At 64.1% G+C, this 18,475-nt stretch carries 18 protein-coding genes; 9 read left to right on the forward strand and 9 right to left on the reverse strand.

The window, feature by feature from the left end; translation table 11 throughout:
• The first annotated feature begins 2 nt into the window (after nucleotides 1–2).
• The 6 genes from AC1RDJ_RS02275 to AC1RDJ_RS02300 all read left to right on the forward strand — a co-directional run bounded on the left by AC1RDJ_RS02275 (nucleotide 3) and on the right by AC1RDJ_RS02300 (nucleotide 6,862).
• On the forward strand, nucleotides 3–2,090 hold the full coding sequence (locus AC1RDJ_RS02275; protein WP_493026377.1) for a ribonuclease catalytic domain-containing protein: 2,088 nt from the start codon (nucleotides 3–5) through the stop codon (nucleotides 2,088–2,090).
• 137 nt (nucleotides 2,091–2,227) lie between these two features.
• Complete coding sequence (locus AC1RDJ_RS02280; protein WP_071322031.1) at nucleotides 2,228–3,085, forward strand: energy transducer TonB family protein; 858 nt, start codon at nucleotides 2,228–2,230, stop codon at nucleotides 3,083–3,085.
• An 11-nt stretch (nucleotides 3,086–3,096) separates the two neighbouring features.
• Nucleotides 3,097–3,924 carry a shikimate dehydrogenase gene (aroE, locus tag AC1RDJ_RS02285; protein WP_493026378.1) on the forward strand — a complete coding sequence of 276 codons (828 nt, stop codon included), beginning with the start codon at nucleotides 3,097–3,099 and terminating at the stop codon, nucleotides 3,922–3,924.
• Entirely contained in the window at nucleotides 3,906–4,652 is a 747-nt protein-coding gene (mtgA, locus tag AC1RDJ_RS02290) for a monofunctional biosynthetic peptidoglycan transglycosylase (protein WP_442905926.1), read from the forward strand. Before aroE ends, mtgA begins: the two co-directional genes overlap by 19 nt.
• Before the next feature lie 216 nt (nucleotides 4,653–4,868).
• Nucleotides 4,869–5,834: a magnesium/cobalt transporter CorA gene (corA, locus tag AC1RDJ_RS02295; protein WP_034746658.1), complete on the forward strand. Its 966-nt coding sequence runs from the start codon at nucleotides 4,869–4,871 to the stop codon at nucleotides 5,832–5,834.
• A 299-nt stretch (nucleotides 5,835–6,133) separates the two neighbouring features.
• Nucleotides 6,134–6,862, forward strand: a complete 729-nt coding sequence (locus tag AC1RDJ_RS02300) for an HAD-IA family hydrolase (protein ID WP_289884852.1) — start codon at nucleotides 6,134–6,136, stop codon at nucleotides 6,860–6,862.
• An 11-nt stretch (nucleotides 6,863–6,873) separates the two neighbouring features.
• On the opposite strand, the gene AC1RDJ_RS02305 is transcribed toward AC1RDJ_RS02300, so the two are convergent.
• The 9 genes from AC1RDJ_RS02305 to thiD all read right to left on the reverse strand — a co-directional run bounded on the left by AC1RDJ_RS02305 (nucleotide 6,874) and on the right by thiD (nucleotide 17,315).
• Complete coding sequence (locus AC1RDJ_RS02305) at nucleotides 6,874–7,605, reverse strand: SDR family oxidoreductase (RefSeq protein ID WP_493026379.1); 732 nt, start codon at nucleotides 7,603–7,605, stop codon at nucleotides 6,874–6,876.
• Between the two features lie 8 nt (nucleotides 7,606–7,613).
• On the reverse strand, nucleotides 7,614–9,158 hold the full coding sequence (locus AC1RDJ_RS02310) for an FGGY-family carbohydrate kinase (protein ID WP_071322035.1): 1,545 nt from the start codon (nucleotides 9,156–9,158) through the stop codon (nucleotides 7,614–7,616).
• 14 nt (nucleotides 9,159–9,172) lie between these two features.
• Nucleotides 9,173–10,267, reverse strand: coding sequence for an alcohol dehydrogenase catalytic domain-containing protein (locus AC1RDJ_RS02315; RefSeq protein WP_071322036.1), 1,095 nt, complete (start codon nucleotides 10,265–10,267; stop codon nucleotides 9,173–9,175).
• 37 nt (nucleotides 10,268–10,304) lie between these two features.
• A complete protein-coding gene (locus tag AC1RDJ_RS02320) occupies nucleotides 10,305–11,315 on the reverse strand; it encodes an ABC transporter permease (protein WP_493026380.1) in 1,011 nt (336 codons plus the stop codon).
• Nucleotides 11,293–12,789, reverse strand: coding sequence for a sugar ABC transporter ATP-binding protein (locus tag AC1RDJ_RS02325; RefSeq protein WP_493026381.1), 1,497 nt, complete (start codon nucleotides 12,787–12,789; stop codon nucleotides 11,293–11,295). The genes AC1RDJ_RS02320 and AC1RDJ_RS02325 overlap by 23 nt, the downstream gene beginning before the upstream one ends.
• 72 nt (nucleotides 12,790–12,861) lie before the next feature.
• The gene (locus AC1RDJ_RS02330) at nucleotides 12,862–13,716 is read right to left on the reverse strand and encodes an ABC transporter substrate-binding protein (protein WP_493026562.1); all 855 of its coding nucleotides are present in this window, start codon (nucleotides 13,714–13,716) and stop codon (nucleotides 12,862–12,864) included.
• 144 nt (nucleotides 13,717–13,860) lie between these two features.
• Nucleotides 13,861–14,739: an AraC family transcriptional regulator gene (locus tag AC1RDJ_RS02335; protein ID WP_289884861.1), complete on the reverse strand. Its 879-nt coding sequence runs from the start codon at nucleotides 14,737–14,739 to the stop codon at nucleotides 13,861–13,863.
• Between the two features lie 368 nt (nucleotides 14,740–15,107).
• Entirely contained in the window at nucleotides 15,108–16,397 is a 1,290-nt protein-coding gene (hemL, locus tag AC1RDJ_RS02340) for a glutamate-1-semialdehyde 2,1-aminomutase (RefSeq protein ID WP_071322040.1), read from the reverse strand.
• 60 nt (nucleotides 16,398–16,457) lie between these two features.
• The gene (gene thiD, locus AC1RDJ_RS02345; RefSeq protein ID WP_493026382.1) at nucleotides 16,458–17,315 is read right to left on the reverse strand and encodes a bifunctional hydroxymethylpyrimidine kinase/phosphomethylpyrimidine kinase; all 858 of its coding nucleotides are present in this window, start codon (nucleotides 17,313–17,315) and stop codon (nucleotides 16,458–16,460) included.
• Between the two features lie 96 nt (nucleotides 17,316–17,411).
• Here thiD and AC1RDJ_RS02350 point away from each other — a divergent pair, with 96 nt between their 5' ends.
• From AC1RDJ_RS02350 to AC1RDJ_RS02360, 3 genes are all read left to right on the forward strand, one after another.
• Nucleotides 17,412–17,564 (forward strand): rubredoxin, encoded by a 153-nt coding sequence (locus AC1RDJ_RS02350; protein WP_038488910.1) that lies wholly within the window; start codon nucleotides 17,412–17,414, stop codon nucleotides 17,562–17,564.
• Between the two features lie 85 nt (nucleotides 17,565–17,649).
• A complete protein-coding gene (locus AC1RDJ_RS02355) occupies nucleotides 17,650–18,069 on the forward strand; it encodes a response regulator (RefSeq protein WP_071322042.1) in 420 nt (139 codons plus the stop codon).
• A 38-nt stretch (nucleotides 18,070–18,107) separates the two neighbouring features.
• On the forward strand, nucleotides 18,108–18,473 hold the full coding sequence (locus AC1RDJ_RS02360) for a response regulator (RefSeq protein ID WP_071322043.1): 366 nt from the start codon (nucleotides 18,108–18,110) through the stop codon (nucleotides 18,471–18,473).
• Nucleotides 18,474–18,475 lie beyond the last annotated feature (2 nt).

An 18,475-nucleotide genomic window follows, 5' to 3' on the forward strand; every position in this document is an offset into this window, starting at 1 on the left:
CAATGAATCTATTTTTTGAAGAATCCGGCGATTTCAAGGTCGGCACGGTCCTGTCGCAAGCGGGCGAGGCGTACCAGGTTGAAATGGCCAGCGGCAAGCGCAGCAAGGTCAAGATAAAGGATGTGCTGCTGCAGTATGAGAAGCCGGCCCCGGCCGAGCTGCTGGAGCAAGCCAAGGCTGTTGCCGCCGAGATCGACCTCGATTTCCTGTGGGAAGTGGCGGGCGAAGATGAATTCGGCTTTGCCGAGCTGGGCGCCGAGTATTTCGGCCATGTCCCCTTGCCGCCGGAAGCGGCCGGCCTGATCCTGGCCCTGCATTCGGCGCCCGTGTATTTCTACAAGAAGGGCCGCGGCCGCTACAAGGCGGCGCCGGAAGCATCGCTGAAGGCGGCCCTGGCCGGCATCGAAAAGAAAAAGCAGCAGGCGCTGGTGCAAGCCGCGTACGTGGAAGAGCTGAAACAGAACCGCTTGCCCGCCTCCATGCAACCGATGGTGCTGCAGCTGCTGTTCAAGCCGGACAAGAACACCATCGAATACAAGGCGCTGGAAGCGGCATGCACGGAATTGCACACGACGCCGCCGCGCCTGATGCTGGCCGTCGGTGGTATTGCTTCGCCAAAAGACTTGCACCTGTCGAAATTCCTCTTCGAGAATTTCCCCAAGGGCGCCGGTTTCCCCAGCGTGCCCGTGCCCTCCGTGACGGCCAAGCTGCCGCTGGCGGACGTGGCCGCGTTCTCGATCGACGACGTGACCACCACCGAGATCGACGATGCCTTCTCCGTGCAGCCGTTGCCGGATGGCACGGTGAAAGTGGGCATCCACATCGCCGCGCCGGGCCTGGGCATCCGCCCGGAAGACGTGATCGACAAGATGGCGCGCCAGCGCATGTCGACCGTCTACATGCCGGGTGACAAGATCACCATGCTGCCCGATGAAATCGTCAACGCCTTCACCCTGGCCGAAGGCACGACGTGCCCGGCCCTGTCGCTGTATGCCACGCTCGACCCGAAAGCCGACTGGGCCGTGGTCAGCACGCAGACGCGTGCCGAACTGGTGCCGATCGCCAGCAACCTGCGCCACAATCAGCTCGACGACCTGGTCAATGAGGAAACCCTGGCCAGCGGCGAGGGCGAGTACCCGCACAAGGCCGATTTTGCCGTGCTTTGGCAATGGGCGCAGCAGCTGGAACAGGGCCGCATGAAGAAGCGCGAAGCGTTTGGCCTGAAGCCGGAACAGAACAACCGCGTCGATTTCAACTTCTACGTGGAAAACGACATCGTCACCGTGGCGCGCCGCAAGCGTGGCGCGCCGCTGGACAAGATCGTCGCCGAATTGATGATTTTTGCCAACAGTACCTGGGGCAAGATGCTGCACGACCATGGCGTGCCCGGCATCTACCGCAGCCAGGGCGGCGGCAGCGGCAATAGCTGGGCGGCAAAGATGCAGGTGCGCATGGTCACCCATGCGGCGCCGCACCAGGGCCTTGGCGTGGATCAATACGCTTGGAGCACGTCGCCCTTGCGCCGCTATACGGACCTGGTGAACCAATGGCAAATCATCGCCTGCGCCGAGCACGGCGTGACGGCGCCCCTGGTGGCGCCATTCAAGCCGCGCGACGCCAACCTGTTCGCCATCGTCTCGGCGTTTGATGCGGCGTATGCCGCGTACGGCGACTTCCAGTCGAACATGGAACGCTACTGGTGCTTGCGCTGGTTGCACCAGGAAAACGCGCGCCAGGTCGATGCCGTCGTGCTGAAAGATGAAATCCTGCGCCTGGTCGACATTCCGCTGGTCATCAAGCTGCCGGGCATGCCATCGGTGGCGCGCGGCGCGCAAGTGAAACTGGACTTGCTGCGCTGGGATGAGGTCGACCTGAGCATCGAGGCGCGCCTGCTGGAAATCGCCGCCGTGCCGGATGCGGCGGCCGACGCCGAGCTCGATTACGAGGAAGACGCGGGCGACGACGTGGCCGACGATGGTGTGGCAGCAGCGGAAACATCGCCGGAAGCGGCGAACCAGGTCAGCGACGCCGACGCGGAAGTGGCGGAACTGGCCAGCGAAGACGTGGTCAGCGAGCCGGAGGTCAAGTAAGGCGTCGCTCCAGTCACAGGGCGGTGCTGAAAACTGTTACCAGCACCGCCCTTTGACGTAGAATTCAGCCATCTTGTATCTTGTGCTTGTTGCGAACTGGGTTGCGCGTGAAGTCTTTCCGAGAGTATCGTTTCCTGATGGTGGCCGTGGCGGTATCGCTGCTGGCGCACGGCGCCTTGCTGGCGATGCATTTTGTCGCCCCGGCGCCGCAGCGGGCCGTCGCCACCGACCCCGGCCTGGAAGTGATCCTCGTCAATGCCAAGCATGCCAACAAGCCGCTGAAGGCCGATGCCCTGGCGCAAGCGAATCTCGATGGCGGTGGCCAGGCCGACAAGGGCCGCGCCAAGTCGCCGCTGCCCGACCTGCGCAAGGTGGAAGAGGGCGAGAGCGTCAAGGCCAGCGCCCGGCGCATTGCCGAACTGGAACAGAAACAGCAGGAATTGCTGACGCAGGCGGCCAAGCCCACGCCCTACAGCGCCGCGCCCGTCACGGAAAAGGACAAGCCCAATCCGCTGGCGTCCGGGTCGGACCTGATGGAAAGCAGCAAGGCCATCGCCCGCATGGCGGCCGAGATCAGCCAGACCGTGGAAGACCAGAACAAGCGTCCGCGCAAGACCTTCATCACGCCCAGCACGCAGGAGGTCGGCTATGCCATGTATTACAAGACCCTGCAAAAGCGCATCGAGGAAATCGGCACCCTGAATTTCCCGCAAAACAATGGCCGCAAGATGTATGGCGAACTGGTCGTGTACATTCCCATCTTCCAGGACGGTACGATTTACCAGAAGGAGGGCGGCGCCCGCGTCGAACGCAGCTCGGGCAATCCCGCGCTGGACGCGGCCGCCCTGGCCATCGTGCGCCGCGCGGCGCCGTTCGGTCGTTTCCCACCGAATATGTTGTCCAGTGACAAGGATGACCTGTGGGTCGTGATTACCCGCTTCAAATTTACCCGCGAAGAAAAAATGGAAGCCAACCTGACTGGCGGCAGCAATTGAACAAGCACAAGATGAATCCAGATCAATATTGCGTCTTCGGCAACCCGATCGCCCACAGCAAGTCCCCCATGATCCACGCCGCCTTTGCCCTGCAGACGGGCGAGGCCATCGCCTATGAGCGCCGGCTGGCGCCGCTGGACGGCTTTGCGCTGGCGGCGCGCACGTTTGCCGCCGAGGGCGGCAAGGGCGCGAACGTGACGGTGCCGTTCAAGCTCGACGCCTGCGCGCTGGCCACGGAACTGACGCCGCGCGCGCGCGCGGCGGGCGCCGTGAATACCCTGCGTTTCGATGGCGACAGCATTCTTGGCGACAATACCGATGGCGCCGGCCTGGTGGCCGATATCGTGCGCAATGCCGGCGTGGCCATTGCCGGCAAACGCGTCTTGCTGCTCGGTGCCGGCGGGGCCGCGCGCGGCGTGTTGCTGCCCCTGCTGGAATGGCAACCGCAGGAAATTGTCATTGCCAACCGCACCGTGGCCACGGCCCAGGCCCTGGTGGCGCAGTTTGCCGATGCGCTGAGCCACCCCGGCCAATTGCATGCCGGCGGCTTCGAGCAGCCCGGGGGCGTCTTCGATATCGTCATCAATGCCACCTCGGCCAGCCTGGCGGGCGACTTGCCGCCCGTGCCTGCCGGCATCTTCGGCAGCCATACCCTGGCGCTGGACATGATGTATGGCGCCCAGCCTACCGTCTTCATGGACTTTGCCGCCCGCCATGGCGCGCAGGTGCGCGATGGCCTGGGCATGCTGGTGGAGCAGGCGGCCGAAGCGTTTTACGTGTGGCGCGGCGTGCGGCCGCAGACGCAGGACTTGCTGGCGCAATTGCGCAGCGCCCTGTGAGCGGCGGCAAGAAGGGCGGCCGTAACGGCGCCGGCGGCCGCCGCTACGGCTGGATCAAGTGGCTGTTCATCGTGCCCATCCTGGCGTTTATCGTCGTGCAATTGTATTTTTTCCTGCAAATCTGGTGGTGGATCGACCATAACCCCAGCAGCACGGCCTTCATGCGCGAGCAGTTATCTGTTTTACAGGAAAAAAATCCGAATGCCGCCATCAAGCAGACGTGGGTGCCGTACAACCGCATTTCGACCAATCTGAAGCGGGCCATCATCGCCTCGGAAGACGCGAATTTCTCCGAGCACGAAGGCGTGGACTGGGAAGCCTTGCAAAAAGCCTATGAAAAGAATAACAAGAAGCAGAAAGTCGTCGCTGGCGGCTCCACCATTACGCAGCAGCTGGCGAAGAATCTGTTCCTGTCCGGTTCGCGCAGCTATGTGCGCAAGGGCCAGGAGCTGATCATTACCTACATGCTGGAAAGCCTGATGGACAAGCAGCGCATTTTCGAGATTTACCTGAATGTGGTGGAGTTTGGCACCGGCATCTTCGGCGCCGAAGCGGCGGCACGCCATTATTATCACGTCAGCGCGGCCAGCCTGAGCGCGGCGCAGGCGGCGAAACTGGCCGTGATGCTGCCGAATCCCCGCTTCTATGACCGCCACCGCGACACGGGCTACCTGAACCGGCGCACCGGCGTGATCCTGCGCCGCATGGGCGCGGCGGCCTTGCCTTGATTTAAGTCATTCCACATTATCAAACATGCCTGAATTGAATGATTGCGTTCAGGCATCTTGAAATGCCCCCGATGTGCAGCGCCGCACATTTTTCCGCGAAAAAGCGCCACGCAGGGGTGGTCGTGAAAAGGCCTTTGCGGGTACACTTGCGCTGTTTTCATTTTTGGCGCCAGCGCCAGCACATCACGATAACCCAACATCCGGCTGAGAGCGCGCATGATCAATGTCTTTGTATTACAGAATGGCCGGCTCAACCAGGTGCCGATCGACAGCCGCGCAGACCTCGAAAATGCCGAACCGGTCTGGGTCGACCTGACCGACCCCACCGATGACGAACGGGCCTGGGTCAAGGCCATCTACAACGTCACCCTGCCGGGCGAAGACGAAGTCAAGGATATTGAAGCGTCGGCCCGCTATTACGAAGCGGAAAACGGCGACCTGCATCTGCGCACGGACTTTTTGCGCGAAGAGGACGACGGCCCGTCGCGCGTCATCACGGTCGCGTTCATTCTTGCCCGCAAGATCCTGTTTTCCATGCATACGGACGACCTGCCCGTGTTCCGCCTGGTGCGCATGCGCGCCCGCTCGCGGCCAGGCTCGATCGCCGACTACATGGACGTGCTGCTCGACCTGTACGCCACCGACGCCGAATATTCGGCCGACGTGCTCGAAGGCATCTACCAGAACCTGGAAGAAGTCAGCACGCGCGTGCTGCAAAAGGAATTTACCGATGCGCACGCGGCCGAAGCGCTGAATGCGATTGCCCACGAGGAAGATTTGAATGGCCGCATCCGCCGCAACATGATGGATACGCGCCGCGCCGTGAGCTTTCTGATGCGCGGCCGCTTGCTCAATTCCGAGCAGTTCGAGGAAGCGCGCCAGATCTTGCGCGATATCGAATCGCTCGATGGCCACACGTCTTTCCTGTTTGATAAGATCAACTTCCTGATGGACGCCACCGTCGGCTTCATCAACATCAACCAGAACAAGATCATCAAGATCTTCTCGGTGGCCAGCGTGGCCTTCCTGCCGCCGACCCTGATCGCCAGCGTGTACGGCATGAACTTCAAGCTGATGCCGGAGCTGGAATGGTCGTTCGGTTATCCCTGGGCCTGGGGCCTGATGATCACCAGCGCCATCGCACCCTTCCTGTACTTCCGCCACCGCGGCTGGCTGAAATAAGCCACCAGCGCCGGGACGCTCCTGCGCCCGGCGCCGTTGCCGGGCCCGCCCCAATTTCAAGGCGCACGCAGCAAATTCAAAAATCAGCGATAATCACTGGTATTGCGTGGTATTGAATTGGTATTTGTCGTTGCCGCCATCATTCCTGTCCGCGCGCGCGGTGCTTGCTGAAAAAAAGTATCGCTATCTGTCCGCTTTTGGCGTGGCTGCGCCCGCCTGCTCCACCGTATGATTGCTGTGGCACCGCCTTGCCGGCTGGCCGCCGCATTTCCCGTCACCGTCGTTCTTTTGGAGAATCCATGCCTGATACCGCTACCGCCCAAGCGCGCTTTACCCACCTGATCAGCGACTGCGATGGCGTGCTGATCGACAGCGAAGCCGTGGCCCTGCAAGCACTGCTGGAATTGCTGGCGCCGCGCCTGCCGAACCTGCCCGCCGGCGTTACCCTGCAAGGCTTGATCGAGCCGCGCCTGGGCCAGCGCCTGGTGCCGCTGATGCAGGACATCTACCGGGAACTGGGCTTGCCGCAATTGCCGGCCGACGACATCATGTCCATCGGCAACGCCGTCGATGCGGCGTGCGATGCGCAATTGCGCGCCGTGCCCGGCGTGGCGCAGGCATTGGCCGCCATTCCCCTGCCCAAGGCCGTGGCGTCGAACAGCGTCAGCGCGCGCGTGCTGTCGGCGCTCGAGCGCACGGGCATGGCGCCGCTGTTCGAGCGCCGCGTCTTCACGCCGGACCTGGTGGGCCACGCCAAGCCGCATCCGGGTGTCTACCTGGCGGCAGCGGCCGCCTTCGGCGTGCCGCCGGCCCGGTGCCTGGTGCTGGAAGACAGCGTCACGGGCGTGACGGCGGCCGTGGCGGCGGGCATGACGGTGCTGGGTTTCATCGGCGGCGGGCATATCGCTCCCGGCCAGGAAGCGCGCCTGAAGGCGGCCGGCGCGCATGTCGTGTTCAGCGACATGGCCAGCCTGCCGGCGCTGGTGGCGGACTTGCTGCCGACGGCCGCCGAGCAGCAAGTGGCTTAATTGCACGTGATTTAGCGGCAGGTGTAGCCACCATCGACCGGCAGGCTGACGCCGCTGATCATGGCGGCGGCGTCGCTGAGCAGGAACAGGATGGGCTTGGCCACCTCTTCCGGGGTGGCGAAGCGGCGCAGCGGGATGGCGGCCAGCATGGGGCCGCTTTTTGCCGGGTCGCTCCAGTCCCGTTCGGCCATCGGCGTCAGGGTGACGGTGGGGTTGACGCTGTTGACGCGGATGCCGTGCGGACCCAGTTCCAGGCACAGGCTGCGCGTGATCGCATCCATGGCCGCCTTCGAGGCGCAGTACGCCAGGTGATGCTCGAGCGCCACCAGGGCCGCCTGGCTCGACACATTCACGATGCTGCCCTGATGCCCTTCGCGCAGCATGCCTTGCGCCACATGGCGCGCCATCATGGCCGCGCTGCGCGCATTGACGGCCATCACGCGGTCAAAGCTGGCTGCATCCGTTTCCAGGCAGGGCCGCAACTGCGAAATGCCGGAGCAATTGACGAGGCCATCGACGTTGCGCAGCGGCGCCAGCGCGGCCTGCATGGCGTCGCTGTCGCTGATGTCGAGCTGCAGCGGCTCGCAACCGGTGTCGTCGGCCAAGGCGGCCAGCCGGTCGGCGTTTTGCCCAATGGCAATTACCCGCGCGCCGGCGGCGCTGAGCATGCGCGCCGTGACGAGGCCGATGCCGCTGGACGCGCCCGTGACGATGAATTTCTTGTGGCGGAAATCGAATAGCATGCTGGTCCTCAGGTGGCGTGATGGATGCGGTGCATCAGGGGCCGCAATGCGGGATAGGCATCGCGGTAGTGCTCGAATGTGCGGCGGTAGATTGCGCTGGCGTCCGGCTGCGGCGTGCTGCGCGGCACCAGGCTGACCCAGCCCCGCTGCGCCGTTGCCTTGTCGATCAGGCCCGTGCCCAGCGCCGCCAGCAGGGCCGCGCCCAGTGCCGCCTCGACGTTTTCCGCGATGGTGTAGACGGGATAGCCGGTGATGTCGGCAATGATCTGCATCCACAGGGGCGAGTGCGCGGCGCCGCCGACGACGATCAGCTTGTCGTCGAGCGCGACCGTGCCGGTGCCCCTGGCGCCGGCCTCGATATTGTGTTTCAGCGCAAAACTCACGCCTTCGAGCACGGCGCGGTACAAATGGGCGCGGCTGTGGTACAGGCTCAGCCCCAGGAAGGCGCCGCTGGCCCTGGCATCCCAGATGGGGCTGCGTTCGCCCATCAGGTAGGGCAGGAACAGCACGCCGTCCGCGCCGGGCGGGATTTGTTGTGCCTGTTCTTCCATCCGCTGGTGCGCATCGGCATGGCCCAGCAGCCTGGCCGCTTCCACGTCGGCCTGGCAAAATTCGTCGCGGAACCAGCTGACGGAAGCGCCGGCCGTGATGGCGCCGCCAAACACATACAGGTCGGACTGGCTGTTGAACACGTGCGGCATGCTGATCAGGCCATGGCGCGCATCGACTTGCTGGTGGATATAGCCCCAGCACATGCTGGTGCCTATCATCGCCACATGCTGGCCCGCGCGGCTGACGCCGGCGGCGAAGGTGGCCACGGCCGCATCGACGCCGCCCGCGATGACGGGGGTGCCGGCCAGCAAGCCCAGCTGCTGCGCCGCCAGCGGCAGCAGCGCGCCCACCACCTCGGACGAGTCGACCAGGCGTTCCGGCATCATGCGCGCGGGGATGCCCAGCGCCTCGAGCATGGGGGCCGACCAGCCGCGCGCGGCCAGGTCGTACACGCCGCCGATATTGCCGGCCGAGCTATGGTCGACCGCCACTTCGCCCGTCAGCAGATAGTTGACGTAGCTGTTCGGCGGCAGGAAGTAGCGCGTGCGGGCCCACACATCGGGGCGGTGGCGCTGCAGCCACAGCATCTTGGTATAGCCGTAATAGCTGTCGACGCCATTGCCGGTGATCGCTTGCAGGCGCTCCAGGTCGACATGCTGCCTGACCCATTCCACCTCGTCGGTGGCGCGCCGGTCCATCCAGATCAGGCAGGGGTGCAGCGCTTGCATGGCGGCATCGACGGGGATGCCGGAACCGCCATACAGGCTGCTGACGCAGATGGCCTTGACGCTGTGCGCCGGCACGCCGCTGGCGTGCAGCACCTGCCGTACGCACGCCACCACGGCGTCGTACCACACGGCCGGCCATTGTTCCGCCCACAGGGGGCGCGGCGTGTCGACCTGGTAGCCGTGCGCATGCTGCGCCACGAGGGTGCCGCCGCTGGTGACCAGCAGGGCCTTGGTGCTTTGCGTGCCGATATCGACACCGATGACGTAATCCATGCCGGCTTCCCCGTTCAGCCCTGCGCTGCCGGCTTGAGCAGCACCTTGATGGAATCGAGCGAGTTGGCCAGGGCGAACGCCTGCTCCCAGTCTTCCAGCGGGAAGTCGTGCGTGACGATGCCTTTCGAGGTGACGAGGCCCCGCTCCAGCAGATCGATGGCGACCGGGTAGCAATACGGTCCCAGGTGGGCGCCGCGCACGTCGAGTTCCTTGCGGTCGCCGATGATGGACCAGTCGGCGCTGGTTTCCTTGCCGAATACGCTGAACTCGACGAAGCGGCCCAGCTTGCGGATCAGGTTCAAGCCCTGCGTCACGCCGGCCGGCACGCCCGTCGTCTCGATATACACGTCGCAGCCATAGCCGTCCGTCAAGCCATGGATGATGGCCAGCGCATCGTCCTGGGCGGGATTGATGGTGACGTGGGCGCCATATTCGCGCGCCAGCGCCAGGCGTGCCGGCACCATGTCGATCACCACCAGTTTTTTCGGCGTCTTCAGGGCGGCGATCTGCGTCATCATCAGGCCCAGCGGCCCGGCGCCGGCGATCACCACCACGTCGTCGAGCTGCACCTCGGCGCGGTTGACCGTGTGGATGGCGCACGCCATCGGCTCGATGATGGCGGCGTCTTCCAGCGAAATGCTGTCCGGAATCTTGTGCACGAGGGCCGTGGGCGGGATGCGCATGTATTCAGCCATGCCGCCATCGGCCACTTCGCGCTGGAAGCCGAAGATGTTATGCACTTCGCACATCCAGTATTTGCCTGATTTGCAAAAGCGGCACTTGCCGCAAGGCACGATCTGCTCGGCGATGATGCGCTCGCCCACCTTCACGCCGAAGTGTTCCTCGCCGTGCTCCCCCGCCTCGACCACGTAGCCGAAGAATTCATGGCCGGGCACCACCGGCGGCTTGACCCACGATGGCTGGCCGTCGCCGCCCCAGAACATGGCGGCGCCCGAATGGCATTTGCAGTCGCTGGCGCAGATGCCGCAGGCGGCGATGCGGATCAGCAACTCGTTCAGGCGCGGCGCGGGACGCGCGATTTTTTGCAGGCGGTAATCTTTCGGACCGTGGCAAACGACGGCTTGCATGTCGACTTCGGTGTACTTCATGGGAGGCTCCAGGTGGTAAAGGTGGGTCAAGCGGTGCTCAGGCGCGCTTGCTGCTGTTGCGGCTGATGTAAATGGCGAGCAGGATGATCACGCCCTTGATGATGTTTTGCAGGTAAGGCGAGACGCCCATCATGTTCAGGCCGTTATTCAGCACGCCAAGCATGATGGCGCCGATCAGGGTGCCGACGATGGAGCCGCGTCCGCCCGTGATGGCCGTGCCGCCCATGACGACGGCGGCGATCGCGTCCAGCTCGAAGCCGATGCCGGCGTTCGGCTGGCCGCTCATCAGGCGGGACGTCAGCACCAGGCCGGCGATGGCGGCGGTGCCGCCGCTGATGGCATACACGAGCAGCTTGTAGCGCGCCACGCGCACGCCGCTCAGGCGCGTCGCTTCCTCGTTGCCGCCGATGGCGTAGATATAGCGTCCCAGCGGCGTATGGTCGAGCAGCACATAGGCGACGAGGAAGACCAGCAGCATGGCCAGGATCGGCGTCTGCACGCCCAGCACGTTGCCGCGGCCAAAGAATTCGAACCAGTCCGGCAAGTCGTTGATCGGATAGCCGCCCGTGTACAGCAGGGCCAGTCCGCGCGCGATGCCCATGGTGGCCAGGGTGACGATAATCGGCGGCATCTTGGCGTAGGCGACAAAGAAGCCATTGCCCACGCCAAAGGCGATGCCCACGGCCAGGCCGGCGGCAATGGCCAGCCCGGGCGGCAGGCCGGCCACCATCAGGCCCGCCGTCAGGGTGCCCGTCAGCGCCATCACGGAGCCGACGGACAGGTCGATGCCGCCGCTGAGGATGGCGCAGCTCATGCCGACGGCAATGATGGCGTTGATCGACACTTGCCGCGCAATATTGACCAGGTTATCGCTGGAAAAGAAATGGTCGGTGGTGGCCGCCATCGCCGCCGACACCAGCAGCAGGCCGACCAGCGGCAGGAAGGCCGGCGATTGCCTCAGCCGTGCCCACAGGGCGCGCGCCGACAGGGAGGATGCGACGCCGCGGCGCTGCGCGGCGAGGGGTTCAGTGTTGACCGGCTGTTGCATGGCGCATTACCTCGCTAGAATGAATGGACGCGCCCTCCAGCAGGGCCACGATGGCGCCCTGCCGGAAGACGGCGACCCTGTCGCACATGCCGGTGATTTCCGGCAGTTCCGACGAAATCAGGATGATGGAATAGCCATCGCTGGTCAGTGCGCGCATCAGGCGGTAGATTTCCGCCTTGGCGCCGACGTCGATGCCGCGCGTGGGCTCGTCGAAGATGAGGATCTTGCAGTGATGGTTGAGCCAGCGGGCGATCACCACTTTTTGCTGGTTGCCGCCGCTCAGGGTAGCCACGCGCGTGCCGGGACCGGGCGCCTTGATGCCCACCTTGGCCATCATCGAGCGCGTGCTGGCCAGCTCGGCCCGGCGGCGTATCAAGCCATATCCCGTATATTTCCCCAGGTTATTGATGGACAGGTTGTCCGTGATGTCGAAATCGAGGATCAAGCCCTCGGCCTTGCGGCTTTCCGGCAACAGGCCTATGCCGTGGCGCAAGGCATCGGCCGGATCGCGCAGGCTGGCCGGCTTGCCGCCGATGCGGACATCCTTGTGCCAGGCCGGGTGGGCGCCCATCACGGCCAGCGCCAGTTCCGTGCGGCCCGAGCCGACCAGGCCCGCAAAGCCGAGGATTTCCCCCTGCTGCAGCTGGAAGCTGTTGACGGGGCCATCCTTGCGCAGGCGCACGTCCCTGGCGTCGAGCACGATGGCCGGCGCCACGGGGCGGACAGGCTTGGCGGGAAAGTTCGCTTCGAGCTTGCGTCCCACCATCATTTCCACCAACTGGTCGATACTGGTGGCGGCCACGTCCGTCATGCCCACGTACTGGCCATCGCGCAAGACGGTGATGCGGTCGCATACGTCGAAGATTTCTTCCATGTGATGCGAGATGAAGATCATCGCCACGCCTTGCTGCCGCAGTTCGCGCATGATGGCGAACAGGTGTTCGGCTTCGCTGGGCGTCAGGGTGGCGGTCGGCTCGTCGAGGATCAGGATGCGGGCATTGAGCGATAGGGCCTTGCCGATTTCCACGAATTGCTGCTGGGCAATGCTGAGCTGGCTGATCTCGGCCGACAGGTCGATCTCGATGTTCAGGCGCGCAAAGATGGCGGCCGCCTGTTGCCGCATGGCTTTTTTCGACAGCAGGCCCACGGCATTCGTCAGCTCGCGTCCGAGGAAGATGTTTTCCACCGCATTCAGGTAGGGAATCAGGGAAAATTCCTGGAAGATGATGGCGATGCCGGCGGCGATGGCGTCGTTGTAGCTGTGAAAATCGCAGGGCTGGCCATCGACGACGATGCTGCCCGCATCGGGCCGGTAGATGCCGCTGAGAATTTTCATCAAGGTGGACTTGCCGGCGCCATTTTCACCGAGCAAGGCGTGGATCTCGCCCTGGCGGATGCTCAGGTTAATGTCGTTCAAGGCCTTCACGCCGGGAAAGCCCTTGGTGATGTTTTGTAGCTGCAAGATCGTATGCATGATGGGTCCGGAGGAACGGTGAGCCTCCCGCAGGCCCGCTGCGGGAGTGGACAGGCACGGTTGTGGCTGCCGTTACCAGCTGAAGGATTTGGCGGCCGCCTTGTCCACCAGCTTGACTTCGACGGGAATCTGCGCCGGCACGTTGGCGCCCCATTTTTTGGCCATGGCGATGGCCAGCGCCAGGCGCACCTGGTCGCGCGGGTACTGGGCGGCCGTGGCGATGAACTTGGAATTGGGTTTCTGCATCGCCTTGATGGCTTCCGGCGCGCCGTCGACGCTGGTCAGTTTCACGTCCTTGCCGCTCGCTTCGATGGCCGACAGCGCGCCCATGGCGCCGCCGTCGTTGACGCTGAAAATGCCTTTCAGCCTGGGCTGCGCCTGCAGGATGTTTTCCGTGACGGTCAAGGCCTGGTCGCGTTCCTGCTTGCCGTTCTGGCTGGTGACGATCTTGATGCCGGGAAAGGCCGCCAGCGCATCCTTGCAGCCGCGTACCCGTTCCAGGATGGGCACGACGGGAATGCCGTCGAGGATCGCCACGTCGCCCTTGCCGTCCAGGCTCTTGGCCAGGTAGGTGCAGGCCAGCTGGCCCGCATTGAAATTTTTCGAGCCGACGAAGGAATCGACGGGGCCGTTGGCATTCGCGTCGACGGCGACGACGATGACGCCGGCCGCCTTGGCCGACTTGACGGCCGACTGGATGCCCACCGAATCGGTCGGATTGAGCAGCAGGATATCGATCTTTTTCTGGATCATGTCTTCCACATCGCTCGTCTGTTTTGCCACGTCATGGTGCGCATCGGTGATCACCACCGTGGCGCCGATGCTGGCGGCCGCCTCTTCCAGCGCCTTTTTCATGGTGATGAAATACGGGTTATTGAGTTCCTGGAAGGACATGCCGATCTTCAGCGGCGCGGCGCTGGCGCTCATGGACAGGCTGGCGGCACACAGGGCAGTCGTGGACAGGGCAAGCAATTTTCTTTTCAACATCATCGTCTCCTCGTTTTTGAGCATGGTTTTTTTGATTGTCGTGGCAGCCTTGCCTTGCCTGCTGCCGGGGCATGAAGCGAAAGATCAGTTGCCGGGCGCCGCCGTCTTCAAGCCGTCGTAGCGGCGAAACTTGGACGGCGAGATCCCCTTGTGGGCGAGGAACTGGCGGTTGAAATTGGACAGGTTGTTGAAGCCCACCTGGTAGCAGATATCCGTGATGCTCAAGGCGCTGTTGCTGAGCATTTCGCAGGACAGCTTGATGCGCAGCAAATTCACGTATTGCACAAAGGAAATGCCCGTGTGCTTGCTGAACGAGCGCGAGAAGGAGCTGACGTTTTGTCCGATCAGTTCGGCCAGCTCCGACTCGCGCAGGTCGGTTGACAGGTTCTTGCCGATGTAGGCCAGCGCCAGGTTGATTTTCGACGCCATGTAGCTGTGCGGATCGGGCAGGTAGCTGGGGCTGGACAGCGTGCGCCGTTCGCTGTCGTGCAGCAGCAGTTCCAGCAGCGACAGGAAGAGCATGACCCGGCGGCAGCCGCGCGCTTCCAGCAGCGCCTGCATCAGCGGGCGGGCGGCGGCGCCGGCTTCCGGCGTAAACAGCAGGCCGCTGCGCGATTCGGCCAGCAGGGTGGTGACTGGCTGCAATTCCGGGAAGGCGGCGATGGCCTTGGCGATGAATTCGGCCGTGAATTGCAGGATCAGGCAGCGCTGCGGCACGGGCTGGTTGTCGGGCAATTCGCTGACCCAGTTGTGCGGCAGATTGGGGCCGGACATGACCAGGTTGCCCGGTTCAAAATCGCCGATGTAGTCGCCGACGAAGTACTTGCCGCTGGTGTCCGTGATCAGCTGGATCTCATATTCGGGGTGAAAGTGCCAGCGCACGGTGCGGTAGGGGTAGCCGTGCGACCAGGCTGTAAACGATTCATCGGCGGGCACGCAGACGACTTCGAGATCGGGATGCATGGCGGTCTCCGCGCGGTTCAGGCGAGGCGTGGAACGGCGCGGCGGAAACGTGGCGTGGCGGCGAGGCGGATGCGTGTCATGGCGTGTCTCCTGCTGGGTTACCGTGCGCTCCAGCCATGTTGCCGGCCGGGCGGGTTATTGGTTATGTCCCCATTCTATGCAGGCGAGCCGGGCAGGGCTACCGATTACATGTGATAAAACCGATACTTTTTTTGCATTTGCAGGGTCGGGGATGGCCCAGGGTCAAATTTTGTGCATTGCGTCAAATGCAATTGGGCAATAACGCGGTGGGGGCGGGGAGGCGGAAGCGCAGCGGCCAGGCGGGCCGCTGCGGGGTCAGGCAGAAGGGGGCAGCTGGATGCTGCAGCTTACGCCAGCTTGGCGAAGACCTTGCGCGCGGCGGCGATGGTGGCGTCGATGACGGCGTCATCGTGCTGCGCCGAGACGAAGCCCGCCTCGAAGGCGGCTGGCGCGAAGTACACGCCTTCGTCCAGCATGGCGTGGAAGAAGGCGTTGAACTTGCTGCGGTCGCCCGCCATCATTTCCGCATAGCTGGTCGGTGGGTGTTCGCTGAAATAAATGCCGAACATGCCGCCGATGTAGTCGGCGCAGAAGACCACGCCCGCTTCTTTCGCCGCGGCGGTCAGGCCTTCGGCCAGGCGCCGGGCCGTGGCGCCCAGCTGCTCGTAGAAGCCCGGCTGCTGGATCAGTTTCAGGGTTGCCATGCCGGCCGCCACGGCGACCGGGTTGCCCGACAGGGTGCCGGCCTGGTAGACGGCACCCAGCGGCGCCATATGGTGCATCAGCGCGGCGCTGCCGCCGAAGGCCGCCACCGGCATGCCGCCGCCGATCACCTTGCCCAGCGCCGTGAGGTCGGGCTTGATGCCGTACAGCGCCTGCGCGCCGCCCAGCGCCACGCGCAAGCCGCACATGACTTCATCGAAAATGAGCAGGGCGCCGTGCTGCGTGCACAGCTCGCGCATCGCCTGCAGGAATGCCGGCGTGGCTTTCACCAGGTTCATGTTGCCGGCCACGGGTTCGACGATCACGCAGGCGATGTCCGCGCCGAAGCTGTCGAAGGCGTCCTTCAGTTGCTCGACGTTGTTATAGTCGAGCACCAGCGTGTGCTTGACGAAGTCTTCCGGCACGCCGGCCGAGGTCGGGTTGCCGAAGGTGAGCAGGCCGCTGCCTGCCTTCACCAGCAGCGAATCGGCGTGGCCGTGGTAGCAGCCCTCGAACTTGACGATCTTGTCGCGTCCCGTGGCGCCGCGCGCCAGGCGCAGCGCGCTCATGGTCGCTTCCGTGCCCGACGATACCAGGCGCACCTGTTCGATCGACGGCACCAGGCGCGTGATTTCCTCGGCCATCAGCACTTCGCCTTCCGTCGGCGCGCCGAACGACAGGCCCAGCGCGGCCGCATCCTGCACCGCCTTTACCACTTGCGGGTGGGCGTGGCCGACGATGGCCGGGCCCCACGAGCCGATATAGTCGATATAGCGCTTGCCGTCGGCGTCCCAGAAGTACGGGCCTTCGGCGCGCGTGATGAAGCGCGGCGTGCCGCCCACCGAGCGGAAGGCGCGCACGGGCGAGTTGACGCCGCCTGGCGTGGTTTTTTGCGCGCGGGTAAACAGGATGTCGTTCTGGGAAGTCGTCGTCATGATAATCGTGCCTTGAAAGTGGATCGTTGTCTGTGTCGTCTGGTCTGCGCCGGCCAGCGGCTATTGGTCGCCGCGCTGGCGCTGCTGCTGGAACAGCCGGTTCGGCACCAGCTTGCCCATGCCGTGGCGCTGTGCATGCGCCAGCGCGCCGGTGGTAAATTCCTGTGCCGCCACGACCGCTTGCGGCACGTCGTCCTCGTTTTCCGCCAGGGCCAGCAGGGCGGTGGCCGCCGCCGACAGGGTGCTGCCGGCGCCGTTGAAGATGCCGGGCAGGTGGCGCCATTCATCGTGGCGCACCACGCCATCCTCGCCGAACAGGGTATTGGCGCGCAGCTTGCCTTCGGCCGTGCCGGCCTTGCTGGCGTCGGCCGGCATGCCGGTGACGAGCACGTATTCGCAGCCCAGCGCCACCAGGTAGTCGACATCGTTCTGCAGGGTGTCGTCCGGGTCGGCGTCGCGCCAGGTCTCGGCCAGGCGTTCCAGCTCCACCGGCGAGAGCACCAGCAGGGTCGTTTGCGGGATCAGCAACTGGCGCACGGCGGTGAGGATGTCTTCGTCGTCCATGCCCTGTTCCGGCAGCGCCGAAATGAAGGGATCGAGCACCAGCGGCACGTTCGGATAGTCGGAAACGATTTCGGCGATGGCCGTGACGTTTTCCACGCTGCCCAGCGCGCCGATCTTGATGGCGGCGACGGACATGTCTTCCAGCAGCACGCGCGCCTGGTCGGAAACCCAGTCAGGATCGATCGCCTGCACGTCTTCCACGCGCGCCGTGTCGCTGATCAGCAGGCCCGTGGTGACGGACAGGCCGTGGCAGCCAAAGGCTGAAAACGTGGCCAGATCGGCCTGGATGCCGATCGCGCCGACGGGATCGGACACGCCGAAGCTTAATATGAGGGGAGAAGTTTGGTTTTGCACGGCGGGTAGATTAAGATACCTAATTCAGCATTTTACTTGATTGAAGGGTGGCAGAACGTGAGTAGCAACGAAACAACGCAGCAATTCCAAACGTGGATGTGTCTTATTTGCGGCTGGGTTTATGATGAAGCGGCCGGCCTGCCCGACGAAGACATCGCTCCGGGCACGCGTTGGGCCGATGTTCCGATGAACTGGACCTGCCCTGAATGCGGCGCGCGCAAGGATGATTTCGAGATGGTAGCCATTTAATCAATCCTGATCAATTGGCAATCTGCTGTCACGTGCCTGACGACTGCAGCCTATGCTATGGTATGAAAGATTGCCGAATAATCAAATGACGAGTCCGTTACTGCCCGAGGCATCGTCCGCTACGGCGTGCGCCGGCCCGACGATCCTGGTCATCGACGACAGCGCCACCATACGCTGCCTGGCCGAGAAAGTCCTGGGCGAGGCCGGCTACCGCGTGGTGGTGGCGGAAAACGGTTTCGCGGCGCTGGCCAAGATCGGCGACTGCCGCCCGGCGCTGATCGTGTGCGACATCCTGATGCCGCGCCTCGATGGCTACCGCACGTGCGCGCTGATCAAGGCCAGCGCGGGTTTTTGCACGACGCCGGTGCTGATGCTGTCGTCGAAGGAAGGCTTGTTCGACCGCGCGCGCGGCGCCATGGCCGGCGCCAGCGCCTGCCTGGCCAAGCCGCTGACGCGCGAAGCGCTGCTGGCGGCCGTGCGGCTGCACCTGGCCAGCCGTTTTTAGTATGATGTACCCAACGCAGCAAGGAAGTAAACACACACATGGCCATACACACAATTCTGATCGTCGATGACTCGCCGACAGAGCGCTACTACCTGAGCGAGATGCTGGTGCGCGCTGGCTATGCCGTCATGACGGCGGAAGACGGCGCCGACGCGCTGGCGCAACTGAAGCAGGCCAGGCCCGACCTGATCCTGATGGACGTGGTGATGCCCGGGGCGAATGGCTTCCAGATCACGCGCGCCATCGCCCGCGATCCTGAACTGCAGGACGTGCCGGTGATTATCTGCTCCAGCAAGAGCCAGGAAACGGACCGCATCTGGGGCTTGCGCCAGGGCGCGCGCGATTACCTGGTCAAGCCCGTGGTCGAAGCCGACCTGCTGGCCAAGATCGCCGCGCTGGCCTAGGC

This window comes from Janthinobacterium sp. GW822-FHT07H10, assembly GCF_058798675.1.